Below are 25,746 nucleotides of genomic sequence, written 5' to 3' on the forward strand. Positions count from 1 at the left end.
AGGTAGTGATAGACAAAATCATTCCTAGCGTAGCTCAGGCTGTGCAGGATATTCATGATGGCTCGACCATATTAGTTTCTGGATTCGGTGGTGCTGGATCGCCAATTTACTTGTTGGACGCTCTTGCTGAACAAGGCGCTAAGAATCTGACGATCATCAGTAACAATGCTGGAAATTCTGGGGTTGGAATTGCTAAATTGATTGGCAGAGGCCAAGTTAGAAAAGTAGTGTGTTCATTTCCACGCCAACCGGAGTCTGGTGCATTTGATGATCTCTATCGTGAAGGTAAGATCGAACTAGAGCTAGTTCCCCAGGGTACTCTTGCTGAGCGCATTCGCGCTGGTGGTGCCGGCATTGGTGGTTTCTATACGCCGACGGGTTTTGGTACTGAGCTGGCGAATGGTAAAGATACACGTGTAATTGATGGCGTAAATCATATTTTTGAAACCGCCATCAAAGCGGACTATGCCCTGATTAAAGCGGACAAAGGCGATCGTTGGGGCAACCTGACCTATCACCGCACAGGCCGTAACTTTGGGCCCATTATGGCCACTGCTGCTCGTTGCACTATTGCGCAAGTCAATCAGGTTGTAGAGCTTGGCGCATTGGATCCAGAAAATATTGTGACCCCTGGTATTTTTGTGAAACGGGTTGTGCTTGTTGGAGGTAAATCATGATCGATCTGTCTAAAGTGCAAAAACGTACTACAGCCGATATTGCTAAGCGTATTGTTCAGGACATCCCAGATGGTGCGCACGTAAACTTGGGGATTGGTCAGCCGATGTTGATCTGCAATCATTTGCCTGCAGATAAAGAAATTTTGATGCACTCTGAAAACGGCTTGCTTGGGATGGGTCCATTAGCCAAAGAGCATGAGATTGACGAAGAGTTGGTTAATGCTGGTAAGCAGCCCGTCACCATGTTGCCTGGTGCTTCTCTTTGCCATCATGCGGATTCTTTTGTGATGATTCGTGGCGGACATATTGATATTTGCGTCTTAGGTGCTTTTCAGGTTTCCGTTAAGGGCGATATTGCTAACTGGCGTACTGGCGACCCCAAAGCGATTCCGGCGGTTGGTGGTGCAATGGATCTTGCACTGGGCGCCAAGAAATTATTTGTGATGATGGAGCATCTCACTAAGTCAGGGCAGTCTAAGTTGGTGAATGAGTGCACCTATCCTTTAACTGCGCTAGCAGCTGTCGATTGCATCTATACCGACTTAGCAACCATTGCAGTAACCCCAGAAGGTTTGGTTGCAGTTGATTGGGTGGATGGAATCAGTTTTGAAGAGCTACAAGAATTAAGTGGTGTGCCAATGCGCAAGCTTGGTAATTAAATTTGCGCTCAAGAATTTTCCTGTTAGCCCTGCTGTGCTCTATTGGTATTGGATCTAGCTTTGCTGATACAAAAAGCGCATACCCAAGTAAGCCAATTCATTTGATTGTGGGTTTTTCACCGGGCGGTTCTGCAGATTCAGTAGGGCGCGCCTTGGCGGAGGGGCTTTCTAGTCGGTTGAGGCAGCCCGTTATTGTTGAGAACAAAGCGGGCGCTAACGGTAATATTGCGGCAGAGCTTGTTGCACGCTCTGCCCCGGATGGATATACCTTGTATTTCCCATCCATTGGTCATGCAGTCAATGCATCGCTCTATAAAAATCTCCCATACGACCCAATTAAAGATTTCACTGCAGTTGGTGGTGTATTTTCAGCGCCTAATATCATGGTCGTTCCCGTCAATTCACCTTACAAATCTGTCGCTGAAGTTATTGCTGCTGCAAAAGCCAATCCAGGTAAGCTCACGTTTGCATCGAGTGGTAGCGGAACATCTGTGCATCTCTCAGCAGTGCTATTTGAAAAAATGGCTAAGATCGACATGATTCATGTGCCATACAAAGGCACTGGTAGTGCAATGCCGGATGTGATCTCTGGTCAAGTAGATATGAGCTTTCCAAACCTACCTAGTGGCTGGCCCCAAGTGAAGGCTGGTAATTTAAGAGCTTTGGGTGTCACAACCGCAAAGCGCTCAGCTGCCGCCCCAAGTGTTCCAACCATTGCTGAGTCTGGCTTGCCAGGCTATGACATGGCTACTTGGTACGGTGTAGTTGCACCAGCAAACTTACCGATCGATATTCGCAATCGCTTAAACAAAGAACTGCAAACTATTTTGGCTGATCCCAAATTTAAGGATAAGCTCATTGCGCAAGGTGCTGATCCTATGCCAGGAACGCCGGAACAATTTTCTGTCTTAATTAAAAGTGAAACAGAAAAGTGGCGCAAGCTGATCGCGCAGTCACAGATTACGGTGGATTAGATTTACGAGTTATTGAACATCAGAATTTACTAAAGGAAGATTCATGTCATTTGCATCCAATGCCTGCATTGCTGGAATATATGAGCACCCATTAAGGGTGGCACCAGATCACACCGTTGCTCAGCTGCATGCTGAAGTGGCACGCGGTGCATTACTTGATGCTGGTTTAACTCTAGACGACGTTGATGGCTATTTCTGTGCGGGTGATGCACCGGGAATGGGGCCTGTATCGATGGCGGATTACCTTGGTCTGAAGAAGCTCAAGTATTTAGACTCAACCGACACCGGTGGCTCCTCCTATTTGACCCATGTCAATCATGCGGCCCGCGCTATTGCCGCAGGGCAATGTAAGGTAGCCTTGATTACTTTGGCAGGGCGCCCCAAGTCTGAAGGCTCTAGTGGCACACAAGTACGCAGTCAATGGGCTAGTGCTCCAGACTTTGCTTTTGAGAAGCCGTATTCACCAGCACCCCTTAATACTTATGCAATGTGCGCCATGCGCCATATGTATGAGTTTGGGACAACCAGCGAACAACTCGCATGGATTAAGGTGGCGGCTTCACATCATGCGCAGCACAATCCAAATGCCGCTTTAAAAGATGTTCTCACCGTCGAGGATGTTCTCAGTTCTCCAATGATTGCCGATCCTTTGCATCGCGCTGATTGCTGTGTGGTGACTGATAGTGGCGGTGCACTGGTAGTGGTTCATCCAGATATTGCAAAGACTTTGAAAAAGCCCGTTGTGACAATGATGGGCGCAGGTGAGACTACTAAAGGCCAAATGGGCGGCAAAGTAGATCTCACTTATTCTGGTTTAGCTTGGGCTGCGCCACTGGCATTCAAGGAGGCGAAATTAACGCCCGAACAAATTCGTTATGCCTCGATTTATGACAGCTTCACTATTACAGTCCTGATTCAGCTGGAGGATCTAGGATTCTGCAAGAAAGGTGAGGGCGGTAAGTTTGTCGAAGGTGGCCAATTAATTTCAGGTAAGGGCAAGCTTGCATTTAATACTGACGGCGGCGGCTTATGTAACAACCATCCCGCCAATCGTGGTGGTATGACCAAAGTCATTGAGGCGGTAAGGCAGTTGCGAGGCGAGGCACATCCTGCAGTGCAGGTGCCCAATCTAGAGTTTGCACTTGCCTCAGGTATTGGTGGTGCACTTGGCACTCGTCATGGCGCAGCCGTATTAATTTTAGGGAGACTGTAATGAGTCAGATTAATGAAAAAAATTCAGCCAATAAAGAACATCGCTTACCAAGCCCCGTAAGCAATCCTGAAAACAAGACATTCTTAGAGGCTGCGCAAAATAACCAATTGGTGATGAAGTATTGCAATGCTTGTAAAGAAGTGCACTACTATCCTCGTACTATTTGTCCGCATTGCGGCAGTGACGATACGACTTGGGTGAAGTCTGACGGCTTAGGGGAAATTTATTCCTATACGGTGATGAGACGTGGCGTAGAAGTGCCTTTTGCGATGGCCTATGTGCGCTTACAGGAAGGCATTTCGATGCTTACACATCTCACGAATTGTGATTTTGATGCTATTCGGGTTGGGCAAAAAGTGAAGGTGGTGTTTCAAGAAACGCAGGATGGGCAAAAAACCCATCTTTTTGTACCCATTTAAACGAAGAGATGCTTATACGAGCCTCTTTAAAGCTTCGAGATAGTTCTCGGGGTTTAGAGGCTTAGCTTCACGCTGCGCCTCCCACATCACCTGGCCTAGGCATTCCATCATGAGGTGCTGAGCTTCATGTTTAGAGCCTAATTTCTTAGTGAGTTTTTCAGCAATATCTTTAATGCCGGGAGGTTGATCAATGGAGATCTGCTCGCTAATCGATAAATGCATGGACAGGTGCAAGAAGGGATTAGTTTCGCCACGTTCTGGTGTGTAGTCTTGTCCTAATGCACCTTCAGGATCGCTCAGTAAGGTATGGTATTCCGGATGTTCTTCCATCCAGTCACCAGCAAGCGTCTCCATGGGATCAAGAATATGGTTCTCCATTTTCTTTTTCCAGGTATCACAGAAAAAGCGTCGTACTTCTTCACGAGTTGGATTAAATATCGCCACGCACTTTTCCTTTACCAGTTTTTTGTTTAAAGCCGCACAAAGGTTCTACGATGCATTGTGCGCAATCAGGGCTGCGTGCTTTGCAAGTGTATCTGCCATGCAGAATAAGCCAATGGTGGGCATCTAGTAGATATTCCTTGGGCACACGTTTAAGCAGCTGCTCTTCGACCTTGACAACATCCTTGCCGGGAGCAAGGCCCGTGCGATTAGAAACCCTAAAGATGTGAGTATCGACTGCAATTGTTGGTTGACCAAAAGCCGTATTCAGAATGACATTGGCTGTTTTTCTTCCAACGCCTGGGAGCGCCTCTAACTCTTCTCTAGTTTGGGGAACTTGGCCAGCATGCTTTTCTAACAATAGGCGACAAGTCTCTTGAATATGCCTGCCTTTGGAATTAAATAATCCGATATGCTGGATATAAGGCTTAACACCCTCTTCGCCAAGGTCTAGCAAGGCTTGCGGCGTATTGGCTACTTTAAAAAGTTTCTGGGTTCCCTTGTTCACTGAGACATCGGTCGCTTGGGCGGATAAGAGAACGGCAATTAGTAATTCGAAGGGGGAGTTGTACTCTAGTTCGGTGGTGGGCTTAGGGTTGTTCGCTTTGAGTTGCTCAAAAAATGCGCGACGCTTTTCTGGATTCATCATATCTTTTGCTGTGCCCTAGCAATTGCAGCGGCAATGATGACGCGTTTGCGCTCTTTCTCTTTTTCTTCTTCTGCGGAAGTGGCCTCCTCTGCATTGACAGCTACTAACTTAGCTGCTGCCTTTTTAGCCAAACGCTCATCGTTATCTTTTTGTTCACGATCGAGGCGTACCTCGCGATCGTGATAGCGTTTGCGTGAGATGTCTGCCGATACTGGCGACCACGCATCCCAACCTGTCTTATCAGCAGTCACATCAATCATACTGATGCAATCAACTGGGCATGGGGGTATGCAGAGATCACAGCCTGTGCACCACTCGGTGAGTACCACATGCATTTGTTTAGAGGCGCCCACGATAGCATCGACTGGACAGGCCTGAATACACAGCGTACAGCCAATACATTTTTGCGGATCAATGAAGGCGACAGGTCTTGGACGCTCTACGCCACAGTCAGGATCGATAGTGGGGTGAAGGTTAAAAGCATCTTGCGGATAGATTGGGGCTAGGATCTGGCTGAGGCGCTCAATACCTTCGATGCCACCTGGTGGACAGCGATTGGGTAGTGTCTCACCACTGGCTAATGCCTCAGCGTACCCCCTGCAGTCGGGAAAGCCGCATTTAGTGCATTGCGTTTGAGGAAGAAGATCCTCCAGGCGATCAGCGAGTTCGTTCACCTGGTTAATGTTCATGAAATGACGAGTTCCTAAGTAAATGAGAGACGCTGTGGTCTCTCATTTTATGGGTTTACTTTGCGTCTAGTTTGGGTAAACGCGCTTTGGTCTTTCGTTGCGCGGGCTGATGATCCCGAATAAAGGATTTAATTTTTGGATAAACCTTTTCGCGCCAACGACGGCCAGCAAAGATGCCGTAGTGACCTGCACCAGCAACTTCATAGTGGTCTTTATGCTCTTTAGGAATACCAGCGCACAAGCCATGAGCTGAACGGGTTTGACCGCTTCCAGAAATATCATCCAACTCACCTTCAATCGTAAGAAGAGCGGTTTTCTTAATGTCTTGTGGCTTGACTAGTTCGCCTGCAACTTCCCAGGTGCCGTTTGGCAATGAGTAGTCTTGGAATACAGTTTTAATTGTGTCTAAGTAGAACTTCGCATCTAAATCTAGTACTGCGTTGTACTCATCATAGAAACGAATATGGGATTCCGCATCCTGCTCATCACCTCTAACTAAATTTTGGAAGTAATCCCAATGTGATTGCAGGTGGTTTTGTGGGTTCATGGCAATAAAGCCAGTATGTTGCAAGAAGCCTGGATACACGCGACGTCCTGCAGCAGGGTAATTAGGCGGTACGCTATAAATCACATGACTCTCAAACCACTCGTGCGATTTTTGTTCGGCCAAGTTATTAACTGCGGTAGGAGACTTGCGGGCATCAATTGGGCCACCCATCATGATCATTGAGGCTGGAGTTTTTTCACCGGCTGAAGCCATCAATGAGATTGCGCCCAGAGTCGGAACGGTTGGCTGGCAAACGGAGATGACGTGCAAATTTTCTGCGCCGATAGAGCGAATAAATTCTTGAATATAGTGAACGTAGTCATCTAAACCAAACTCACCATCTTCAAGCGGAACAAGACGGGCATCAATCCAGTCGGTAATGTAAACCTTGTGATCTTGCAAGAGCGTGCGCACTGTATCGCGCAACAAGGTTGAGTGATGCCCTGATAGTGGGGCTACCACCAATACTGTTGGATCTTCTTTGAGCTTTTTGATAACTTCAACATCATCAGAAAAACGTTTGAACCGAACTAAGTTACAAAAAGGTTTTGCAATAGCAGTTCTTTCATGGATTGCAACTTCACTGCCGTATGCCATTACTGAACGAATACCAAATTCTGGCTTTTTATAGTTCTTGCCCAGGCGGTACAGGAGTTCATAGCTGGCAGCTAAACGCTCTGATCCCGGAACCTTTGAGGCTGGATTAGAAGCGTTAATAAAAGCCTCAGAAGCAGCGCGCGCCCATGAGCTCATGGGTTGAAGTAAGGCTTTTTGGAACTCGTGTAACTGATAAAGCATGGTACCTCCTGTAATTCTGTATAGCCGCTTATTACGCTTTTTAAGCCAATACGCGGGCGATTGCTTTGGCTACTTTATCAATATTTTTGGTATTGAGCGCCGCCACACAAATGCGTCCAGTAGAGAGAGCATAAATGCCATCTTCTTTCTGTAAGCGATCCACTTGCTCAGCCGTTAAGCCTGAGTAAGAAAACATGCCACGCTGCTTTTCGATAAAAGCAAAATCTTGCTTTACGCCAGCAGCCGCTAATTTTTCAACTAAACCATGACGCATCGCTTTAATACGATCACGCATTTCTGCTAACTCGTCTTCCCAGAGTTGACGCAACTCAGGAGAATTCAAAACTGCAGCAGCAATTGCTGCGCCATGAGTTGGAGGGTTGGAATAGTTTGTGCGAATCACGCGCTTTAATTGAGAAAGCACACGAGTCGATTCATCTTTACTTTGAGTCACGATAGACAAGGCGCCTACACGCTCACCATAGAGTGAGAATGACTTAGAGAAAGAGCTTGATACAAAGAAGGACATGCCAGATTCAGCAAAGAGGCGCACTGCAATACCATCTTGCTCAATCCCAGCCGCAAAGCCTTGGTAGGCCATATCCAAGAAAGGGATCAAGCCTTTGTTCTTGCAGATATCGATCACCTGACGCCATTGTGCTTCAGTGATGTCTGCACCAGTTGGGTTGTGGCAGCAAGCGTGCAAAAGCACAGTAGTGTTCTTTGGGAATGATTCCAAAGATTTCACCATGCCATCAAAATCCACACCACGGGTCTTGCCGTCAAAGTAGGTGTACTCAACCACTTCAAAGCCAGCAGATTCAAAAATACCGCGGTGATTTTCCCAGGTTGGGTTACTGATCGCGCATGGCGCATTTAAGTTAAGGCGTTTAATAAAGTCGGCGCCAACGCGCAATGCACCAGTACCACCTAAACATTCTGCAGTAACCACGCGACCATCTTTAATTAGGGATGAGTCTGCACCAAACAATAAATTTTGCACCGCACTGTTGTAAGGGTTTGGGCCCTCAATTGGAATGTAGCTACGCGGTGAGTGTTTTGCCACAATGGCCTCTTCAGCTTTGATCACCGCTTTCAAGAGGGGCACTTTGCCTTCATCTGTGTAATACACGCCAACACCGAGGTTGACTTTGTCAGAACGCTGATCTGCGACGTAGGCTTCTGTGAGGCCAAAAATAGGATCTTTAGGGGCTAATTGAACTGAGGCAAACAGGGTCATTTGAGGTCGAAAGTGGTGATTAGGGTGTTTTAGAGGTGTTTTTGCTAAAGATTGACGTTAAATTGATCTTAATTGTCTGGTTTTGAGGTCAGAGCCAACTATTTCTTAATAAAAACGGCAAAATCATTGTTTGTACAAAATTCGCTGTGAAGAACTCTCACAGATGAAATGATAGCCGAGATGCCCCCTAAGTCACCCAAAATCGCTTCAAAAGCCGAAGTAAAAGAAGTACAGAAAACCCCCGTGGTTGATCCATTGGGTGAGGCTGGCCACGATCTCGATCCAGCTAAATTTGTCACCTTCCCGGATTCCCCATACCAGCTTTATCAGCCATTTCCCCCGGCGGGAGACCAGCCAGGCGCAATTGATGCCCTAGTTGAGGGGGTTGAGGATGGTCTGACCTTTCAGACCCTTTTGGGAGTTACCGGCTCAGGCAAGACCTTCACGATGGCCAATGTCATCGCTAGAACAGGGCGCCCAGCTATTATTTTTGCCCCAAATAAGACCTTAGCAGCCCAGCTCTATAGTGAATTTAGGGAGTTTTTCCCCAGAAATGCGGTGGAGTATTTCGTTAGCTACTACGACTACTACCAGCCAGAGGCCTATGTGCCTCAACGTGACCTTTTTATCGAAAAAGACTCTTCCATCAACGAACACATTGAGCAGATGCGTTTATCGGCAACTAAGAGTTTGCTGGAAAGACGCGACGTCATCATTGTTGCTACCGTCTCTGCGATTTACGGTATTGGCAATCCCGGGGACTATCACAGCATGGTGATGACATTACGCCCTGGTGACAAGATGAGTCAACGCGATATTTTGATGCGACTCATTGCTATGCAATACGATCGCAATGAAATGGACTTCAAGCGCGGCGTGTTTCGCGTGCGCGGCGATACGATTGACATCTTCCCTGCCGAACATAATGAATTGGCAGTACGCGTAGAACTATTCGACGATGTGATTGAGAGCTTGCAGTTCTTCGATCCGCTGACTGGAAAAATTAGGCAAAAGATTCCGCGCTTTACTGTCTATCCAAGTTCACACTATGTCACTCCACGCGAAACGGTTCTCAAAGCAATTGAAACTATTAAGACCGAGTTGCGCACACGACTTGATGAATTTGTAAAAGATGGCAAGTTAGTAGAGGCCCAGCGTTTAGAGCAGCGTACTCGCTTTGATTTAGAGATGCTCAATGAATTAGGCTTCTGCAAGGGTATTGAGAACTACTCACGTCACCTCTCGGGGGCTGCTCCAGGCGAGGCGCCGCCTACGCTGGTGGACTATCTCCCCAATGATGCATTGATGTTCTTAGATGAGAGCCATGTCCTTATCGGGCAGCTTAACGCGATGTACAACGGGGATAAGTCACGTAAACATACTTTGGTGGAGTTTGGTTTCCGTTTGCCTTCTGCAATGGACAATCGCCCGCTTAAATTTACTGAGTTCGAAACCAAAATGCGCCAAACCATTTTTGTTTCTGCGACTCCAGCTGATTATGAAAAAGAGCATCAAGGACAGGTGGTCGAGCAAGTGGCTAGACCAACTGGTTTAGTCGATCCAGAAATTGAAGTATTGCCAGCAAGTACGCAAGTAGATGACCTGTTGGATCAAATTCACGAACGCGTCAAAGTGCATGAGCGTGTTCTGGTAACTGTATTGACAAAGCGGATGGCAGAGCAATTAACCGACTATCTCTCAGACAATGGCGTAAAGGTGCGTTACGTGCACTCTGATATTGATACTGTTGAGCGCGTTGAAATTTTGCGTGATCTGCGCCTAGGTGTATTTGATGTGCTCGTGGGCATCAACTTATTGCGCGAAGGTTTGGATATTCCGGAGGTGTCTTTGGTGGCTATTTTGGACGCCGACAAAGAAGGTTTCTTACGTTCCGAACGCTCTTTGATTCAGACGATTGGGCGTGCAGCTCGAAATGTTCGGGGTAAGGCGATTTTGTATGCCGATAAGATCACCAATTCGATGCGCCTAGCCATGGGTGAGACTGAAAGACGCCGTACCAAGCAAATTACCTTTAATAAGCTCCATGGAATTGAGCCTAAAGGGGTCAAAAAGCGCATTAAGGACATTATTGATGGCGTCTATGACGTCAAAGAGAAGCGTCAGGAGATGCAGGTGGAGCAGGAGCGTGCTCGCTATGAAGATATGGGTGAGAAGGACCTGGCATCTGAAATCAAGCGTTTAGAGAAGCAAATGAATGCCGAAGCCAAGAATTTGGAGTTTGAGAAGGCCGCCAGCACCCGTGACCGACTCACTAAGGTGAAAGAAATGGCCTTTGGAGCGAGGTCTAGAGACTCAGTCTGAGGATTGGGTAGCTAATTCCTGGCTTTGAGAGGGGATTTTTGGGATAATTCCCGAGCAGTTTGCTGGGTCTTATGGTAAAGTTGAGTGGAATGGTCGGGTATTACCCGCCTGATCGTTAGCTGTCCATAACAATCCATTACCAAGGTGACATATGAGACTTACAACCAAAGGTCGTTTTGCAGTAACCGCAATGATTGATTTAGCCCTGCGTGAAACGCATGGCCCCGTAACTTTAGCCGGAATTAGCCAAAGACAAAAGATTTCCCTTTCCTATCTCGAGCAGTTGTTCGGCAAATTGCGCCGTTTCAACATCGTGGAAAGTACTCGTGGTCCTGGAGGTGGTTACACCTTAGCTCGCCCATCTACTGAGGTGAGCGTCGCTGACATCATCGTAGCTGTAGATGAGCCGCTAGACGCTACTCAATGCGGCGGAAAAGGGAACTGCCACACTGAAGATGAAGGTCAGGGCCGTTGCATGACTCATGACCTGTGGAGCAATCTCAATTCCAAAATGGTTGAGTACCTTAGCTCAGTGAGTCTAAAAGATTTAGTTCAGCAGCAAGAAGGGCGCGGCATTGTGATTCAAGATATGCGCCAGAAGAAGTTGAAAGTTGAAAGTGCTAAAGCTGATAAACCAGCGCCAGCACTTGCAGCGAAAAAAGAAGTTGCCCCTAAAGCGCCACTAGTTAATTCTGTATTTAATTTGGCGCGGCAAAGTTAATTGATTTAATGAGTAGTACTAAACCTAGAAATTAAAAATGAACGCACCACAAGACCTTCCTCTGCAACCGGTTCCAATGTTTAGTCCTAAGCACTTCCCAGTGTATATGGACTATTCAGCAACAACGCCGATTGATCCTCGCGTGGTCGATAAGATGTTGCCTTACTTGCGCGAGCAGTTTGGTAACGCCGCTTCCCGTAGTCATGCGTATGGCTGGGCTGCTGAAGAGGCAGTTGAGTGGGCGCGTTCAGAAGTTGCTCAATTAGTTCATGCTGATCCAAGAGAAATCGTATTTACGAGTGGTGCCACTGAAAGTATTAACTTGGCGCTTAAGGGTGCTGCGCATTTCTACAAAGAGCGCGGTAATCACATCATCACCGTGAAGACTGAGCACAAAGCAACCTTAGATACTTGCCGTGAACTCGAGCGCGAAGGTTTTGAAGTAACTTACTTAGATGTATTGCCAAATGGCTTGATTGACTTTGCGCAACTTGAGCTTGCAATGAAGCCAGGTACGATTTTGGCTTCAGTGATGTATGTCAACAATGAAATCGGTGTGGTTCAGGATATTCCTGCGATTGGCGAGTTGTGCCGTGCACGCGGTGTGATTTTTCATGTGGATGCAGCACAAGCAACTGGTAAGGTTGATATCGATTTAGAAAAGATCAAAGTGGACTTGATGAGTTTTTCTGCTCACAAGACTTATGGTCCTAAGGGTATTGGCGCCTTGTTTGTGCGTCGTAAGCCCCGTATTCGTATTGAAGCTCAGATTCATGGTGGCGGTCATGAGCGCGGCATGCGCTCTGGCACCTTGGCGGTTCATCAAATCGTTGGCATGGGCGAGGCATTCCGGATCGCTCGCGTCGAAATGATTGAAGAAAACAAGCGTATCCGTGGCTTGCGTGATCGCTTGTTGGCTGGTTTAAAAGATATTGAAGAAGTTTATGTAAACGGCGATATGGATGACCGTGTGCCGCATAACCTGAACATCAGCTTTAACTATGTTGAAGGTGAGTCCATGTTGATGGCCTTGAAAGATTTAGCGATCTCATCAGGATCTGCTTGTACTTCTGCATCTTTAGAGCCTTCTTATGTATTGCGTGCTCTAGGCCGTAACGATGAGTTGGCACATAGTTCTATCCGTTTTACCTTAGGCCGTTTTACGACCGAGGAAGAAGTTGATTTCACGATTAAGTTAGTGAAAGAAAAAATTGCGAAGTTGCGTGAGCTCTCCCCACTATGGGAAATGTACAAAGACGGAATCGACTTGAGCACGATTCAATGGGCTGCACACTAATAGAAATATAGAAAAGTTAAAGAGGAAATGCCATGGCATATAGCGACAAGGTCATCGACCATTATGAAAATCCCCGCAACGTTGGCTCCTTTGAAAAAGGTGACGAGAGCGTAGGTACCGGCATGGTTGGGGCGCCTGCCTGCGGCGATGTGATGAAGTTGCAGATTCGCGTGAACGATCAAGGCGTAATTGAAGATGCTAAGTTCAAGACTTATGGCTGTGGTTCTGCCATTGCTTCTTCTTCATTGGTTACTGAGTGGGTTAAGGGTAAGACTTTGGATCAAGCGCTTGAGATTAAGAACTCATTGATTGCTGAAGAATTAGCTTTGCCGCCAGTGAAAATTCACTGTTCCATCTTGGCTGAAGATGCGATTAAAGCTGCCGTTGCTGACTACAAAGAAAAGCATCCAGCGAAATAATTGAACTGAGAAAATAATGGCAATCACCTTAACTGACAAAGCTGCAAAGCACGTTAACCGCAATCTAGAGAAGCGTGGCAAAGGTTGCGGCTTGCGCTTGGGTGTTCGCACTACCGGTTGTTCTGGATTGGCGTATCAGTTGGAGTATGTAGATGAGCCAGCACCTGAGGATCAAGTATTTGAATCGAACGGTGTGAAGGTATTTATTGATCCAAAGAGTTTGGCGTATTTGGATGGAACGGAACTGGATTTCGTGCGCGAGGGTTTGAATGAAGGCTTTAAGTTTCAAAATCCTAACGTAAAAGATGAGTGTGGTTGTGGCGAATCTTTCCGCGTCTGACGATTATTTTCGCTTCTTTGGTCTAAATCAGCAATTCAAACTCGATTTGCCTGCATTAGATCAGGCTTATTTGGCAATTCAGAAAGAAGTTCACCCTGATCGCCATGCTCGCGGAAGTGAGACTGAGCAACGCCTTGCCATGCAAATGGCTACTCTGGCCAATACTGCATTTCAGATCCTCAAAAATCCAATTCAACGTGGGCTATACCTTTGCCAACTGCATGGTGTGGATGCCAAACTAGAAACCAATACAGCAATGCCTGCCGCTTTCTTGATGAAGCAGATGGAATGGCGTGAAAACCTAGATGAGCAAGCTGAAGATTTGCCAGCGCTTGAAGCAATGATGATTGAGGTAGAGCAATCAAAGGCAGATATCCTTGCTGAAATCACGCAAGCCATCGATGGAGCAAAAAATTATGTACGCGCCGCAGAGTTGCTGCGCGGTTTACTCTTTATCGACAAGTTTGCTATTGAGCTCGATGACACTATTGCAGCCTTAATCTAGCTCGTACCAGCTAAACTCTTTCTTCTATGGCCTTATTACAAATCTCTGAACCTGGCAAATCGCTTGCACCTCATCAGCGTCGTATTGCTGTCGGCATTGATTTAGGTACTACTAACTCCTTGGTGGCCATCGTTAAAGATGCTTTACCTCAGGTATTGCCTGATGAACAAGGTCGCGAGCTTCTGCCTTCAGTAGTACGTTACCTGCCCAATGGGCGCACACAGGCAGGGTTTGAGGCGCTTGAAAGTCTAGTGATGGATCCGAAAAACACGATTGTTTCGGTGAAGCGTTTTATGGGTCGCGGCTTGACTGATGTTGAGCATATTGAGAGTGCCCCATATGATTTTGTTGATCAGCCTGGCATGCTTAAGCTGAGAACAGTTGCTGGCGACAAAAGCCCAATTGAAGTTTCTGCAGAAATCCTCGCACGCTTGCGTCAATTGGCTGAAGACTCAGTGAATGATGACATTGTTGGTGCAGTGATTACGGTGCCTGCGTATTTTGATGATGCACAGCGTCAAGCAACCAAAGATGCTGCTAAGTTGGCTGGCATTGAAGTGCTTCGATTGCTTAATGAGCCAACAGCTGCTGCAATTGCTTATGGTCTGGACAATGCTTCAGAAGGTGTCTACGCTGTTTATGACTTGGGTGGCGGCACCTTTGATATCTCCATTCTACGGATGAGTAGAGGCGTATTTGAGGTGCTTTCTACGGGCGGTGATTCAGCCTTAGGTGGAGATGACTTTGATCACCGCTTGTATTGCTGGGTGATCGAACAAGCCAAACTGCCGCCTTTATCAATTCATGATCACCGTACCTTACTCCAGGCCTGTAAACATGCCAAGGAGCAGCTTAGTCATAACCCTCTAGCGCGTGTGCATGAGACTCTCGCAGATGGCACAGTCGTTAATGTAGGCGTCACCCAGGCCCAGTTCTTTGAGATTACTCAGAATCTAGTAGCCAAGACGCTGACGTCCTGTAAGAAAGCTTTACGCGATGCAGGCTTGAAGGCTGAAGACATTAAAGGCGTTGTCATGGTGGGCGGGTCCACTCGTATGCCAAATGTACAACGCGCTGTCGGTGAGTTATTTGGTACACAGCCCTTAAATAATTTAAATCCCGATCAAGTTGTAGCGCTTGGTGCTGCAATGCAGGCGGATTTGCTAGCAGGTAACCAAAGCAAGGATGATGAGTGGCTCTTATTGGATGTCATTCCCCTTTCTCTTGGTCTGGAAACCATGGGTGGTTTGGTAGAAAAGATCATTCCACGCAATACACCGATTCCAGTGGCAAGAGCACAAGATTTCACGACCTTTAAAGATGGTCAAACAGCATTAGCGATTCAGGTGGTGCAGGGTGAGCGTGAGTTGGCGCAAGACTGTCGCTCGCTAGGCCGTTTTGAATTGCGCGGTATTCCGGCAATGGCTGCAGGCGCTGCACGTATTCGAGTAACTTTCCAAGTGGATGCAGACGGTTTGTTGTCTGTAAGTGCTACTGAGCAAGGCTCAGGGGTGCAGGCTTCGATTGATATTAAGCCGTCCTATGGCTTAACAGATGCTGAAATTACTCGTATGTTGCAAGATGGATTTGCGTCTGCAAAAGAAGATCTGCTTTCCAGATCTTTGCGTGAAGAGCAGGTTAACGCACAGCGCTTACTAGATGCTGTGCAAACTGCGTTAGCGAGTGATCGCAACCTTCTTAATGCCGAAGAGCAGAAGGCTATTGATCATGAGATGGCGGCACTACAAAAGATTTTGAATGAAGAGACTGATAGTGCGGTTGTGCGTAAGGCAGTCGATCATGCTGCCAAAGCGACTGATGAGTTTGCTCAAATGCGTATGAATGCTAGCATTCAAAAAGCTTTATCTGGCAAGAATGTTGCCGAAATCTAAAGCAGAAGATAAAAGTAAAAAACTAATACTAAATAAATAGAAAAGTACCATGACCCAAATCGTCGTTCTTCCCCATAGTGAGTACTGTCCAGAAGGTGCAGTGGTTGACGTTGCGCCTGGAACTTCGATTTGCGAGGCACTGCTCGAGAACGACATTCCGATTGAACATGCCTGCGATATGGTCTGTGCTTGTACGACATGCCACGTCATCGTGAAAGAGGGGTTCAATAGCCTTAATCCTCCCGATGAAAACGAAGAGGATATGCTGGATCGCGCTTGGGGTCTAAACCCCCAATCCCGCTTATCTTGCCAAGCGATTGTGGCTAGAGAAGATATCGTGATTGAAATACCTAAATACTCAATCAATCACGCCAAAGAGAATCACTAAGCAGGTTCAATACGAGCGCTAAGTTGGTGCATGAGGCTCAAAACAATGCACCGGCCCTAAAAGCCAAGGCTGCCACACTCTAATATGAGGGTGTTCATTCTGTAGTTTGTTTTATGTAGTACCTCCATAGATTTCTTTTAAGCCATCCTTCGGGGTGGCTTTTTCTTTGGTGCAAATAAAAAGCCCCGCAATGCGAGGCTTTTCAATATCTAAAGGAGCTAATCTTTATTGCGCCACAGCCTCACGAATCATTCCTGCGGCAACCGTATGGTTTGTAGCTTCATCGATCAAGATGAATGCACCAGTGCGTTGAGATTGATCAAATAAGTCCGCAACAATCGGCTTTTGTAAGATGAAATCCACGCGGCCAATTTCATTAGTCGATAGTGCATGAGTATCACTTGCATTAGTGAGTGTTTGAACATCCAATACTTGCTGGATATTTTTTACTTTAGCCCCCACCGTATTAGTCGTGTGACGTAGAGCATATTTACGACTAAGGGAAAGTGGTTCGCTATCTAGCCAGCACAAGTCAGCCGAGATCTGTTTGCTAAGAACTGGTGGCTTGCTATCTTCAGCGCTAATAAACAAAGATCCGCGTGAGATATCAATATCTTCAGATAGTTGAATAGCAACTGCCTGTCCAGTTTCTGCAGAATCAACTGCATTACTGCCATTGGTTTGCTTGCTGCTGGAGCGATTGCCAAGATAGATTTCTGCAACAGTTGCTTCAGATCCGCCTGGCAATACTTTGATCTTCTGGCCTTTACGAATGCTGCCAGATTCAATCTCACCAAGGTAGCCACGGAAGTCATCAGAAGCGCTGCCGTCCTGACGAGCTACATACTGTACTGGGAAGCGCAAGGCCAGTTTTTCTGACTCTGGGCTGGTATCAAGACTCTCTAACCACTCAAGTAGAGTAGGACCTTTGTACCAAAGGGTATTTTTACTAGCAGTAACCACATTGGCGCCAAGCAAAGCAGAAATCGGAATTAAGGTTGGTTGAGGTAAGCCAATCTTTTGAGTCAAATCTTCAATAGAGGTCTTAATGGTGTTGTAGACCTTCTCATCAAACCCAAACAAGTCCATTTTGTTAATTGCAAATACCACATGACGCAATCCCAATAAATGCACAATCGCAGCATGGCGTTTGGTTTGTGCCAATAAAGTAGCTGGACTCGTCTTGAGATCTACACGAGTTGCGTCAACTAGGATCACCGCTACATCAGATTGTGATGCGCCAGTCACTAAGTTACGCGTGTATTGCTCATGGCCTGGGGCATCAGCCACAATGAACTTGCGCTTAGGAGTTGAGAAGTAGCGGTAAGCCACGTCAATGGTGATCCCTTGCTCACGCTCTGCCTCTAGACCATCAGTCAGGAGGGCTAAATCAACGCCAGCATCAGATGAGGTGACGCGAGCATGTTTGGTTTTAGAAAGAGACTCTAATTGATCCACCAAAATAGACTTGGTGTCATAGAGGAGTCGGCCAATCAGTGTGCTCTTACCATCATCTACGCTACCAGCGGTAATGAAGCGCACTACATTTTGATTTGCTGATTGAGTCATCAGAAGTAACCTTCTTTCTTGCGGCGCTCCATCGAGGCCTCATTGGTTTGATCGTCCATGCGAGTGGCACCACGTTCAGTGATTTCGGTAATTGCTGTCTCAGCAATAATCTCTAGCGGGTTAGCTGCAGTACTCAATACCGGGCAAGTGCAGCTAATGTCACCAACGGTACGAAAACGTACGCTTAAGATTTCGCTAACATCGCCAGCAGCTTTTGGTGTGACATCGGTGACCGGTACCAAAAGATTATTCTTCTTCACCACCTCACGTTGGTGTGTGTAGTAGATGCTGGGTAAGGCTAACTTTTCACGGGCAATGTATTGCCAGATATCGAGCTCAGTCCAGTTGGAGATGGGGAACACACGCATATTCTCGCCTTTAGCGATACGGGCGTTATAGAGATTCCAGAGTTCAGGGCGCTGGGCCTTTGGATCCCATTGGCCAAACTCATCGCGGAAGGAGAAGATACGCTCTTTAGCGCGAGCCTTTTCTTCATCACGACGCGCACCACCCATTAATGCATCGAATTCGTATTCAGCAATAGTTTCAAGCAGAGTTACAGCTTGTGCCGCATTGCGTGAGTCAGTTTCTTTGCGCAGGCGTACAGTGCCTTTTTTGATGGAATCTTCTACATGACCAATAATAAGTTTTACACCAGTATTTTTAACGACGTCATCACGGTATTGAATCACTTCAGGGTAGTTATGACCGGTATCGATATGCAGAATTGGAAAAGGTAACTTGACAGGACGATCACCAAACTGAAAAGCCTTGCGAGCCAAGTGGAACATCACAATGGAGTCCTTGCCGCCTGAGAAGAGCATCGCTGGGTTAGAGCACTGGGCTACCACTTCTCGGATGATGTAGATCGATTCAGCTTCTAGCCAATCTAAGTGATCATCGAGTAATTTTTGTTCTGACATTCTGTAAATTATTTCTACTAAGTTTTAATGATGAATTTATTGATTAACGTGTAAGCCACATTCTTTGCTATCGCTTTGGAGCCACCACCAGCGGCCAGCACGGATATCCTCACCCTTCTTCACCTGACGGGTACAAGGCTCGCAGCCAATGCTGGGGTAGCCCTTAAGGTGTAGCGGATGAATCGGGACATTCTCTTGTTTGATGTAAGCCCAGATATCGGCTTCACTCCAATCAAACAAAGGATTGAATTTAGCGATGCCTCTGGAGTCATCTAATTCTTCAAAATTAAGTTCAGTACGTGTAGTCGATTGCTCGCGACGTTGTCCGGTAATCCAGGCATCAGCACCAAGCAATGCTGCATTCAGTGGCTTGATCTTGCGAGCGCCACAGCATGCTTTCTTTGGCTCTTCACCATCGTAAAAGCCATTCATGCCATATTGATTAATAAAGGCTTGAACATCACTTTCTTTTGGATAGACTTTTTCAATGGCTACGCCGTAATGATCTTCCGTAGTTTTAACCATATCCACTGTTTCCTGATGAAGACGTCCGGTAGCTAAGGTAAATAGCTTAATCTTGGCATTTGCCTTGCTAATAGTATCAGTCATCACCATGTCTTCTGCAGCTAAGCTAGTGGCAAAGCGCACGTCAGCAAAACGTTTTGAGATATCCAACAGTCGGCCATGAAGAACAGCTGTTTTATCAGCTAATTGGGCTGGGGTAAGGCTACCTGGTGGTATCGACCAAAATTCTGGGGTAATCATGAACAGACTAATTTAATGCCAACTAAAAATAAGGTTACGGCAAGTGTGGTTCTTGTAATGCGCTCAGACAAAGTGCTCGAGAGTTTTGCGCCCAACCAAATGGCAGGTACAGAACCTAGCAAGAGCCCAAATAGCAAATCAAAATGTACATTACCAAGCCACCAATGACCAATTCCAGCTAGTGCCGTTAAAGGTACCGCGTAAGCAATGTCAGTCCCAGCAACTTGTGCAGGCTTCAGATATGGGTAAAGAACTAAAATGAGTGTGGCACCAATTGCACCAGCCCCAATAGAAGAGATAGTTACCAATACACCAATTACAGCACCAACAGAAACTGTAGCAATCTTTAAGTTGGTACCGCTGGGTAAAAAGTTAGGGTTGTCTTGAACCCATTTCAATATCTTTGCTCTGAATAAAAGGGAGGCAGCTGTTAGTAATACAGAGATGCCAATTGAAATGCTAATGAGGTGATTGAAATTCTTTGAGACGGGCCCTACAAATTTGAGGGCAAGAATAGACAGGATGGCGGTGGTGAGGCTACCAGCACAAAGTAAACGAACGATATCCCAGCGAACATTTCCATGCAGTCTATGGGCAACTGTTCCGAAGCCCTTGGTAATGGCAGCAAAAGCTAAGTCTGTTCCAACTGCGGTTGTTGGTGCTACACCGAAGATGATAGTGAGCAAGGGGGTCATTAATGACCCACCGCCAACACCAGTCATGCCAACCAGCAGGCCAACTAGTGCACCGGAAATAATAAATTGCGAGGAGTCTATAAAAAATTGGATCATCTGGATCGTTTCCCTTGCTTAAGCAAATGATTGCTCGAATTCTTCGAGCTTGATTGCATTCATGAGAAACAGAATTTGACGTTGAAAGCTTTTACGCTCCTCAACTTGATCGTGAGGCAAGCGGTCATGCTGACGCAGTAAGTTAGTAATAACTGGGTTGAAGTGTTCTCTAACTGGTGACATTGCGATTCCTTGGTAAATAGATCGTTAAATAGAATTTACCAAGGGTTCTATATATCTACAAGAAATATGTAGCGATATCTAAATTACTTTTAGATATATAAAGCTGGTTTGATCACTTTTCTACGAATGCGCGTTCGAAAACATAATCACCCATTTGGCCAAGACTTGGGGAGACTTTGAAGCCTTTAGCATCAAGCATCTCCGAAGTTTCTTTGAGCATGGAAGGGCTACCGCAAATCATGGCGCGGTCTACTGCTGGATCGAGTGGTGGCAAACCAATATCTTTAAAGAGTTGGCCTGATTCAATCGCGGTAGTGAGTCGACCAGTGTGTTTGAAGGCTTCGCGAGTAACGGTTGGGTAATAAATCAACTTTTCACGAATCAGTTCACCAAGGTATTCGTCTTGCGTGAGTTCGTCTCTGATGTAGTCAGCATAAGCTAGTTCACTTACTAAACGTACACCATGAATCAAAACTACTTTCTCAAACTTTTCGTACGTCTCTGGATCGCGAATGATGCTCATAAATGGCGCCAAGCCAGTGCCGGTACTGAACAAGTAGAGATGTTTGCCTGGATTTAAATCGTCAAGCACTAATGTACCAACAGACTTTTCGCTCACCAAGATGGGATCGCCAACTTGAATTTTCTGAAGACGTGATGTCAGTGGGCCATCTTGAACCTTAATGCTCAAGAACTCCAAATGCTCTTCGTAATTAGGGCTGGCAACGCTATAAGCGCGAACCAAAGGTTTGCCTTCTACCTCGAGACCAATCATTAAGAAGTGGCCACTACGAAAGCGTAGGCCTTTATTGCGAGTAGTAGTGAAGCTAAAAAGAGTGTCGTTCCAATGGTGAACGGTGAGAACAGTTTCGGTGTTGTATGCGGCCATAAATGCGTATTGTAAGAAGATAGCAAAACGATAATTATCCCATTCTTGAGGCTTTAATTCAGGGCTAATCCCAGGAAAAATAGGACTCAGTAGTGATATAGGTCGCACTTTTAGTAATAAAGCACGGGTTTATCTAGGGTTACCAGTCCTTTGGCTATCATCTCTATATGAAAAGAATCCAGTACTTGTTTCTCTCCTGTCTTAGCTTGAGCCTAGTCATTTTTGCAGTGATCCTGCAGCAGACGGGCTTCCAGGGGGTGAGTTTCTTGCCATGCCCCTTATGTATTTTGCAACGGGTCGGCTATCTCGGAATCGCTATTTCTTGCCTTTTAGCTGCTGGCATTGCTCCTCTGAAAAAGCTATTTCATGGCTTGGCTATTGTGGCGGCAGGATATGGGGTTGCAGTTGCTGGGCATCATGTCTGGCTGCTATCTCACCCAGGTGAGTCCTGCGGAATCGATCCCCTGGAGCTGTGGATCAATCAATTTCAACTTGCAAGTGCAATACCCTGGCTTTTTAAAGCAGACGGTTTGTGTTCGGCAAAGCTCCCGGCAATTCTGGGCTTGCAAGTGCCCGAATGGTCTCTACTTTGGTTTGGGGTGCTCTTGCTGGTCTTATTGCTCAGCTTCTTCAGAAAACCGAGATAGCAAAATCACCGGCCTCGATTAGGGCTAATCTACTTTTGCACCAGAATCTTTTACCAATTTTGCCCACTTCGGTGTAGAGCTAGCAAGATAGTCACTAAGTACTTTGGGTGAACTAGCAACCACTTCAAAACCATCGGCAATTAATTTCTTTTTGATCTCAGGATCATTTAGGCTCGCAACAATTTCTTTATTCAGCAAGCGAATGATGTCATTTGGCGTACCAGCAGGCGCTAAAAATCCTTGCCATGAATTTAATTCATAACCAGCAAGCCCTGCCTCTGCAATGGTGGGTATGTTTGGTGCGCCAGTAGAGCGCTTTATAGAACTGACGCCTAAGGCGGTAAGCCTACCTGACTCAATATGCGGCAGGGCTGCAGCTAGCGTAACCATTAAGGCATCAACGTGCCCCGCAAGCAAATCAGCTACTGCGGGAGCTCCACCCTTGTAAGGAATGTTATTGAACTTGATTTCTGCTTTTGTCTCAAGAAGTGCGGCTGCGAGATGTCCTGGGCTGCCATTGCCTGCGTTAGCCATGCTCAGTCCATTTGGATCTCTTCTGGCAACCTCGATAAACGTTTTGAGATTTTTCACTGGCAGTTTTGGGCCCACAACCAATACTTGTGGTGCGGTAATCGCCAATGATATTGGAGCAAATTGATCTAACTTATAAGGCAGGTTAGGGTAGAGCGCGGGATTGATAGCAAGGCTATCCCAACCTACCAGCAATGTGTACCCGTCAGGCGCAGCTTTGGCAACATATCCAAATGCAATATTGCTACCACCACCAGGCATATTTTCAACAATCACCGCTTGATTGAGTCTGGCTGTTAATTCTTTTGCAACTGTCCGTGAAAGAATATCCAAGCTGCCACCGGGAGCGGCCGGAACAATTAATCTGATGGGTTTATTGGGCCACTGCGTGCTTGCTCTCGCAATCAGCGGGCTCGCTGAAATTGCAGCTAAAGATAGGAGGGACTTGAGAAGTCTGCGGCGAGAAGTAAGCATTCAGCGTAGGGTTGTTAGAAGTTTTAACGTAATTGATTCTAATTCTGAAGAGTGTCTATATAGGCGATATCAATAGTGTTATTAGTAATTAGCTTATGCATTCAGCTTGTTTTACAAAAATGGGCTCATGCCATAAGATATCAAGCGATATGAAGCCCATTTCGGCTTATTTCCCTTTTTGTAGGAATGACTATGACTTACTTTACAGATAACTCACAAACAATTGGCAAGACCCCATTAGTGCGTCTAAATCGCGTTACTGATGGTGCTAAAGCCACTGTGCTTGCCAAGATTGAAGGGCGTAATCCAGCCTACTCAGTCAAATGCCGCATTGGCGTGGCTATGATTAACGATGCCGAAGAAAAAGGGCTATTGGGCCCCGGCAAAGAACTTGTCGAACCAACTTCTGGCAATACTGGTATTGCTTTGGCCTTCGTAGCAGCAGCGCGGGGTATTCCACTCACGCTGACGATGCCAGAAACCATGAGTATTGAGCGTCGTAAATTGCTGACAGCTTTAGGTGCCAAGATTGTGTTGACCGAAGGTCCTAAAGGCATGAATGGTGCAGTTGCTAAAGCGAAAGAAATTGCTGAGTCTGACTCTAAGTATGTATTGCTTCAGCAATTTAGCAACCCATCTAATCCTGCGATTCATGAAAAAACTACCGGCCCAGAAATCTGGGAGGACACCGACGGCAAGATTGATGTTTTTGTTGCTGGCGTTGGAACGGGCGGCACAATTTCGGGTGTTGGACGTTACATCAAAAACACAAAGAAAAAGAATATTGAAGTGGTTGCAGTAGAGCCAACAACTAGTCCAGTCATCACTCAAAAACTAAATGGTGAAGAAATCAAGCCAGCTCCACACAAGATTCAAGGCATTGGCGCTGGATTTGTTCCAGAGAACCTTGATTTATCAGTGGTTGATAAGGTTGAGCAAGTAAGCAATGAAGAGGCGATTGAGTTTGCCCGTCGCATTGCTAAGGAAGAAGGTATTTTGGTTGGTATCTCTTGTGGTGCAGCTGCTGCAGTTGCTGTCCGTCTGGCTAAGAAGCCTGAGTACGCAGGTAAAACAATCGTGGTTGTGTTGCCTGATACTGCGGAACGTTACTTGAGTTCAGCTTTGTTTGAAGGTGTGTTTGATGAAAAAGGTTTGCCTGCTTAAGGCGATCTCTTCATCAATGAGTTGGCATCAAAAAAGGCACCCTAGGGTGCCTTTTGTTTTTACTCTTCTTCGCGACGTAAGTGCGGGAAGAGAATCACATCACGGATGTTTGGCGCATCTGTGAGCAGCATCACTAAACGGTCGATACCAATACCGCAGCCGCCTGTTGGGGGCATACCATATTCGAGGGCGCGGATGAAGTCATGGTCAAAGTACATTGCTTCTTCATCACCTGCTTCTTTTTGTTCTACTTGCTTGCGGAAGCGATTGGCTTGATCCTCAGCATCGTTCAACTCAGAGAAGCCGTTAGCAATCTCGCGACCGGTAATGAATAACTCAAAGCGTTCGGTGATGCCAGGTCGAGTATCGGACTCTCTTGCAAGCGGGCTTACTTCAATTGGGTAATCAATAATGTAAGTTGGCTCCCAGAGGTGCTCTTCAGCCACTAACTCAAACAAAGCCAATTGCAGGGCTCCAATGCCAGCATTCTTGAGGGTTGGAGAATCGGGATTCTCACCACCTTTTTTCAACTCGGCACGAATAAAGGCGATATCTTCGAGCTGGGCTGCTTCATAGCTTTTGCCCGACTGGCTGCAATACTTGAGGATCGCTTCATTAATGGTCAGGCGTTGGAATGGTTTACTCAAATCCAATTCACGACCTTGATGAGTCAATACTGCTGTGCCTTGTGCATCCATTGCCGCTGCACGAATTAGGCCTTCAGTGAAATCCATCAACCAACGGTAGTCGGTATATGCCGCGTAGAACTCCATCATGGTGAATTCTGGGTTATGGCGGGGGCTGACACCTTCGTTGCGGAAGTTGCGGTTGATTTCAAATACACGCTCAAAGCCACCGACCACTAAACGCTTGAGATAAAGCTCAGGCGCAATACGCAAGAACATCTGCATATCTAAAGCATTGTGATGCGTAATAAAAGGTTTGGCAGCTGCACCGCCTGGAATGGGGTGGAGCATGGGAGTTTCTACTTCCATAAAATCGGCATCCAGCATATGGCGACGTAGCGATGCAATGGCATTGCTACGGGCTTTGAATGTGTTGCGACTCTCTGGGTTGACGATCAAGTCTACATAGCGTTGACGATATTTGGTCTCAAGATCGGAGAGGCCATGAAACTTATCTGGCAAAGGACGCAAGGATTTACTCAGTAAGCGCAAGTTGCTACTTTCAACCGAGAGCTCGCCTTTATTGGTCTTAAAAAGATTGCCTTCAGCAGAAATAAAGTCACCCATATCCCAGTGCTTAAAGGCGCCATGGGTATCTGCACCAGTAATTTCATCATTAATATAAAACTGGATTTGGCCTGTGCGATCTTGGATGGTGGCAAAACTTGCTTTACCCATCACGCGCTTGAGAATCATGCGGCCAGCAACTTTCACATGAATCTTCTTCTCAGCCAACTCTTCTTTGGTCAAGCTGTCGTAGTGGGTATGTAAGTCGGCAGCTAAATGGGTTGGTACAAAGTCATTCGGAAATGCGACACCATTTTCACGTAACTTCGCAAGCTTTTCACGACGCTCCGCAATGATGTGATTCTCATCAACTACTTCAGTAGCTGGGGCTTGGGTATTAGATGAATTCGTTTTATCGTTCATATTC

General features: G+C 46.4%; 28 protein-coding genes. 15 read left to right on the forward strand and 13 right to left on the reverse strand.

Going from position 1 to position 25,746, the window contains the following annotated elements; translation table 11 throughout:
• The first annotated feature begins 5 nt into the window (after positions 1–5).
• The 5 genes from FD961_RS02325 to FD961_RS02345 are packed head-to-tail and all read left to right on the forward strand — an operon-like array spanning position 6 to position 3,942.
• A complete protein-coding gene (locus FD961_RS02325; RefSeq protein ID WP_071464784.1) occupies positions 6–677 on the forward strand; it encodes a 3-oxoacid CoA-transferase subunit A in 672 nt (223 codons plus the stop codon).
• Positions 674–1,336: a 3-oxoacid CoA-transferase subunit B gene (locus FD961_RS02330; RefSeq protein ID WP_215393942.1), complete on the forward strand. Its 663-nt coding sequence runs from the start codon at positions 674–676 to the stop codon at positions 1,334–1,336. Before FD961_RS02325 ends, FD961_RS02330 begins: the two co-directional genes overlap by 4 nt.
• 2 nt (positions 1,337–1,338) lie before the next feature.
• Positions 1,339–2,310, forward strand: coding sequence for a tripartite tricarboxylate transporter substrate binding protein (locus FD961_RS02335; RefSeq protein WP_215393943.1), 972 nt, complete (start codon positions 1,339–1,341; stop codon positions 2,308–2,310).
• Between the two features lie 43 nt (positions 2,311–2,353).
• Positions 2,354–3,523, forward strand: coding sequence for a thiolase domain-containing protein (locus tag FD961_RS02340; RefSeq protein ID WP_215393944.1), 1,170 nt, complete (start codon positions 2,354–2,356; stop codon positions 3,521–3,523).
• Positions 3,523–3,942, forward strand: coding sequence for a Zn-ribbon domain-containing OB-fold protein (locus FD961_RS02345; protein WP_215393945.1), 420 nt, complete (start codon positions 3,523–3,525; stop codon positions 3,940–3,942). The genes FD961_RS02340 and FD961_RS02345 overlap by 1 nt, the downstream gene beginning before the upstream one ends.
• A gap of 12 nt (positions 3,943–3,954) precedes the next feature.
• On the opposite strand, the gene FD961_RS02350 is transcribed toward FD961_RS02345, so the two are convergent.
• The 5 genes from FD961_RS02350 to FD961_RS02370 are packed head-to-tail and all read right to left on the reverse strand — an operon-like array spanning position 3,955 to position 8,306.
• A complete protein-coding gene (locus FD961_RS02350) occupies positions 3,955–4,380 on the reverse strand; it encodes a DUF1841 family protein (RefSeq protein ID WP_215394325.1) in 426 nt (141 codons plus the stop codon).
• Complete coding sequence (nth, locus tag FD961_RS02355) at positions 4,373–5,029, reverse strand: endonuclease III (RefSeq protein WP_215394324.1); 657 nt, start codon at positions 5,027–5,029, stop codon at positions 4,373–4,375. Before nth ends, FD961_RS02350 begins: the two co-directional genes overlap by 8 nt.
• Positions 5,029–5,721: an electron transport complex subunit RsxB gene (gene rsxB / locus FD961_RS02360; RefSeq protein ID WP_215393946.1), complete on the reverse strand. Its 693-nt coding sequence runs from the start codon at positions 5,719–5,721 to the stop codon at positions 5,029–5,031. Before rsxB ends, nth begins: the two co-directional genes overlap by 1 nt.
• Positions 5,722–5,776: 55 nt before the next feature.
• Positions 5,777–7,066 carry a polyhydroxyalkanoate depolymerase gene (locus FD961_RS02365; protein WP_215393947.1) on the reverse strand — a complete coding sequence of 430 codons (1,290 nt, stop codon included), beginning with the start codon at positions 7,064–7,066 and terminating at the stop codon, positions 5,777–5,779.
• Positions 7,067–7,106: 40 nt separating this feature from the next.
• On the reverse strand, positions 7,107–8,306 hold the full coding sequence (locus tag FD961_RS02370; protein WP_071464792.1) for an amino acid aminotransferase: 1,200 nt from the start codon (positions 8,304–8,306) through the stop codon (positions 7,107–7,109).
• Between the two features lie 168 nt (positions 8,307–8,474).
• Between FD961_RS02370 and uvrB the strand changes: the two genes are divergently transcribed.
• From uvrB to fdx, 8 genes are all read left to right on the forward strand, one after another.
• The gene (uvrB, locus tag FD961_RS02375; RefSeq protein ID WP_251371311.1) at positions 8,475–10,628 is read left to right on the forward strand and encodes an excinuclease ABC subunit UvrB; all 2,154 of its coding nucleotides are present in this window, start codon (positions 8,475–8,477) and stop codon (positions 10,626–10,628) included.
• 151 nt (positions 10,629–10,779) lie between these two features.
• Positions 10,780–11,349, forward strand: coding sequence for a Fe-S cluster assembly transcription factor (locus FD961_RS02380; protein WP_071464793.1), 570 nt, complete (start codon positions 10,780–10,782; stop codon positions 11,347–11,349).
• Positions 11,350–11,386: 37 nt separating this feature from the next.
• The gene (locus FD961_RS02385; protein ID WP_371817158.1) at positions 11,387–12,646 is read left to right on the forward strand and encodes an IscS subfamily cysteine desulfurase; all 1,260 of its coding nucleotides are present in this window, start codon (positions 11,387–11,389) and stop codon (positions 12,644–12,646) included.
• A 32-nt stretch (positions 12,647–12,678) separates the two neighbouring features.
• Positions 12,679–13,065, forward strand: a complete 387-nt coding sequence (gene iscU / locus FD961_RS02390; protein ID WP_071464795.1) for a Fe-S cluster assembly scaffold IscU — start codon at positions 12,679–12,681, stop codon at positions 13,063–13,065.
• A 16-nt stretch (positions 13,066–13,081) separates the two neighbouring features.
• A complete protein-coding gene (gene iscA, locus FD961_RS02395; RefSeq protein WP_011903328.1) occupies positions 13,082–13,405 on the forward strand; it encodes an iron-sulfur cluster assembly protein IscA in 324 nt (107 codons plus the stop codon).
• Positions 13,383–13,910 (forward strand): Fe-S protein assembly co-chaperone HscB, encoded by a 528-nt coding sequence (gene hscB / locus FD961_RS02400; protein WP_251371312.1) that lies wholly within the window; start codon positions 13,383–13,385, stop codon positions 13,908–13,910. The genes iscA and hscB overlap by 23 nt, the downstream gene beginning before the upstream one ends.
• A 26-nt stretch (positions 13,911–13,936) precedes the next feature.
• Entirely contained in the window at positions 13,937–15,802 is a 1,866-nt protein-coding gene (gene hscA / locus FD961_RS02405; RefSeq protein WP_215393949.1) for a Fe-S protein assembly chaperone HscA, read from the forward strand.
• A gap of 49 nt (positions 15,803–15,851) precedes the next feature.
• Complete coding sequence (gene fdx, locus FD961_RS02410) at positions 15,852–16,190, forward strand: ISC system 2Fe-2S type ferredoxin (RefSeq protein WP_071464798.1); 339 nt, start codon at positions 15,852–15,854, stop codon at positions 16,188–16,190.
• Between the two features lie 225 nt (positions 16,191–16,415).
• Here the strand turns inward: fdx and FD961_RS02415 are convergent, their stop codons facing one another.
• From FD961_RS02415 to FD961_RS02440, 6 genes are all read right to left on the reverse strand, one after another.
• Positions 16,416–17,759 carry a sulfate adenylyltransferase subunit 1 gene (locus FD961_RS02415; protein WP_215393950.1) on the reverse strand — a complete coding sequence of 448 codons (1,344 nt, stop codon included), beginning with the start codon at positions 17,757–17,759 and terminating at the stop codon, positions 16,416–16,418.
• Positions 17,759–18,682, reverse strand: coding sequence for a sulfate adenylyltransferase subunit CysD (cysD, locus tag FD961_RS02420; RefSeq protein WP_215393951.1), 924 nt, complete (start codon positions 18,680–18,682; stop codon positions 17,759–17,761). Before cysD ends, FD961_RS02415 begins: the two co-directional genes overlap by 1 nt.
• Positions 18,683–18,718: 36 nt before the next feature.
• Positions 18,719–19,447 carry a phosphoadenylyl-sulfate reductase gene (locus FD961_RS02425; protein ID WP_215393952.1) on the reverse strand — a complete coding sequence of 243 codons (729 nt, stop codon included), beginning with the start codon at positions 19,445–19,447 and terminating at the stop codon, positions 18,719–18,721.
• Entirely contained in the window at positions 19,444–20,238 is a 795-nt protein-coding gene (locus FD961_RS02430; RefSeq protein ID WP_215393953.1) for a sulfite exporter TauE/SafE family protein, read from the reverse strand. Before FD961_RS02430 ends, FD961_RS02425 begins: the two co-directional genes overlap by 4 nt.
• Before the next feature lie 18 nt (positions 20,239–20,256).
• Positions 20,257–20,421, reverse strand: a complete 165-nt coding sequence (locus FD961_RS02435; protein ID WP_161485614.1) for a hypothetical protein — start codon at positions 20,419–20,421, stop codon at positions 20,257–20,259.
• 112 nt (positions 20,422–20,533) lie between these two features.
• The gene (locus FD961_RS02440; protein ID WP_068949677.1) at positions 20,534–21,310 is read right to left on the reverse strand and encodes a ferredoxin--NADP reductase; all 777 of its coding nucleotides are present in this window, start codon (positions 21,308–21,310) and stop codon (positions 20,534–20,536) included.
• A gap of 167 nt (positions 21,311–21,477) precedes the next feature.
• On the opposite strand from FD961_RS02440, the gene FD961_RS02445 reads away from it, so the two are divergent.
• The gene (locus FD961_RS02445; RefSeq protein ID WP_215393954.1) at positions 21,478–21,957 is read left to right on the forward strand and encodes a disulfide bond formation protein B; all 480 of its coding nucleotides are present in this window, start codon (positions 21,478–21,480) and stop codon (positions 21,955–21,957) included.
• 24 nt (positions 21,958–21,981) lie between these two features.
• Here the strand turns inward: FD961_RS02445 and FD961_RS02450 are convergent, their stop codons facing one another.
• Entirely contained in the window at positions 21,982–22,962 is a 981-nt protein-coding gene (locus FD961_RS02450) for a tripartite tricarboxylate transporter substrate binding protein (RefSeq protein ID WP_215393955.1), read from the reverse strand.
• A 186-nt stretch (positions 22,963–23,148) separates the two neighbouring features.
• Here FD961_RS02450 and cysK point away from each other — a divergent pair, with 186 nt between their 5' ends.
• Positions 23,149–24,126, forward strand: coding sequence for a cysteine synthase A (gene cysK, locus FD961_RS02455; protein ID WP_071464806.1), 978 nt, complete (start codon positions 23,149–23,151; stop codon positions 24,124–24,126).
• A 59-nt stretch (positions 24,127–24,185) separates the two neighbouring features.
• Here the strand turns inward: cysK and lysS are convergent, their stop codons facing one another.
• Positions 24,186–25,742, reverse strand: coding sequence for a lysine--tRNA ligase (lysS, locus tag FD961_RS02460; RefSeq protein WP_215393956.1), 1,557 nt, complete (start codon positions 25,740–25,742; stop codon positions 24,186–24,188).
• Positions 25,743–25,746 lie beyond the last annotated feature (4 nt).

The organism is Polynucleobacter sp. TSB-Sco08W16, from assembly GCF_018687455.1.
Lineage (GTDB): Bacteria > Pseudomonadota > Gammaproteobacteria > Burkholderiales > Burkholderiaceae > Polynucleobacter.

Coding starts and splice junctions, on each gene's coding strand:
- FD961_RS02330 (WP_215393942.1), top strand. CDS start 674: ATGATCGATCTGTCTAAAGTGCAAAAACGTACTACAGCCGATATTGCT.
- FD961_RS02340 (WP_215393944.1), top strand. CDS start 2,354: ATGTCATTTGCATCCAATGCCTGCATTGCTGGAATATATGAGCACCCA.
- FD961_RS02345 (WP_215393945.1), top strand. CDS start 3,523: ATGAGTCAGATTAATGAAAAAAATTCAGCCAATAAAGAACATCGCTTA.
- nth (WP_215394324.1), bottom strand. CDS start 5,029: ATGAATCCAGAAAAGCGTCGCGCATTTTTTGAGCAACTCAAAGCGAAC.
- rsxB (WP_215393946.1), bottom strand. CDS start 5,721: ATGAACATTAACCAGGTGAACGAACTCGCTGATCGCCTGGAGGATCTT.
- FD961_RS02365 (WP_215393947.1), bottom strand. CDS start 7,066: ATGCTTTATCAGTTACACGAGTTCCAAAAAGCCTTACTTCAACCCATG.
- FD961_RS02370 (WP_071464792.1), bottom strand. CDS start 8,306: ATGACCCTGTTTGCCTCAGTTCAATTAGCCCCTAAAGATCCTATTTTT.
- uvrB (WP_251371311.1), top strand. CDS start 8,475: ATGATAGCCGAGATGCCCCCTAAGTCACCCAAAATCGCTTCAAAAGCC.
- FD961_RS02380 (WP_071464793.1), top strand. CDS start 10,780: ATGAGACTTACAACCAAAGGTCGTTTTGCAGTAACCGCAATGATTGAT.
- FD961_RS02385 (WP_371817158.1), top strand. CDS start 11,387: ATGAACGCACCACAAGACCTTCCTCTGCAACCGGTTCCAATGTTTAGT.
- iscU (WP_071464795.1), top strand. CDS start 12,679: ATGGCATATAGCGACAAGGTCATCGACCATTATGAAAATCCCCGCAAC.
- iscA (WP_011903328.1), top strand. CDS start 13,082: ATGGCAATCACCTTAACTGACAAAGCTGCAAAGCACGTTAACCGCAAT.
- hscA (WP_215393949.1), top strand. CDS start 13,937: ATGGCCTTATTACAAATCTCTGAACCTGGCAAATCGCTTGCACCTCAT.
- fdx (WP_071464798.1), top strand. CDS start 15,852: ATGACCCAAATCGTCGTTCTTCCCCATAGTGAGTACTGTCCAGAAGGT.
- FD961_RS02415 (WP_215393950.1), bottom strand. CDS start 17,759: ATGACTCAATCAGCAAATCAAAATGTAGTGCGCTTCATTACCGCTGGT.
- cysD (WP_215393951.1), bottom strand. CDS start 18,682: ATGTCAGAACAAAAATTACTCGATGATCACTTAGATTGGCTAGAAGCT.
- FD961_RS02425 (WP_215393952.1), bottom strand. CDS start 19,447: ATGATTACCCCAGAATTTTGGTCGATACCACCAGGTAGCCTTACCCCA.
- FD961_RS02430 (WP_215393953.1), bottom strand. CDS start 20,238: ATGATCCAATTTTTTATAGACTCCTCGCAATTTATTATTTCCGGTGCA.
- FD961_RS02435 (WP_161485614.1), bottom strand. CDS start 20,421: ATGTCACCAGTTAGAGAACACTTCAACCCAGTTATTACTAACTTACTG.
- FD961_RS02440 (WP_068949677.1), bottom strand. CDS start 21,310: ATGGCCGCATACAACACCGAAACTGTTCTCACCGTTCACCATTGGAAC.
- FD961_RS02445 (WP_215393954.1), top strand. CDS start 21,478: ATGAAAAGAATCCAGTACTTGTTTCTCTCCTGTCTTAGCTTGAGCCTA.
- FD961_RS02450 (WP_215393955.1), bottom strand. CDS start 22,962: ATGCTTACTTCTCGCCGCAGACTTCTCAAGTCCCTCCTATCTTTAGCT.
- cysK (WP_071464806.1), top strand. CDS start 23,149: ATGACTATGACTTACTTTACAGATAACTCACAAACAATTGGCAAGACC.
- lysS (WP_215393956.1), bottom strand. CDS start 25,742: ATGAACGATAAAACGAATTCATCTAATACCCAAGCCCCAGCTACTGAA.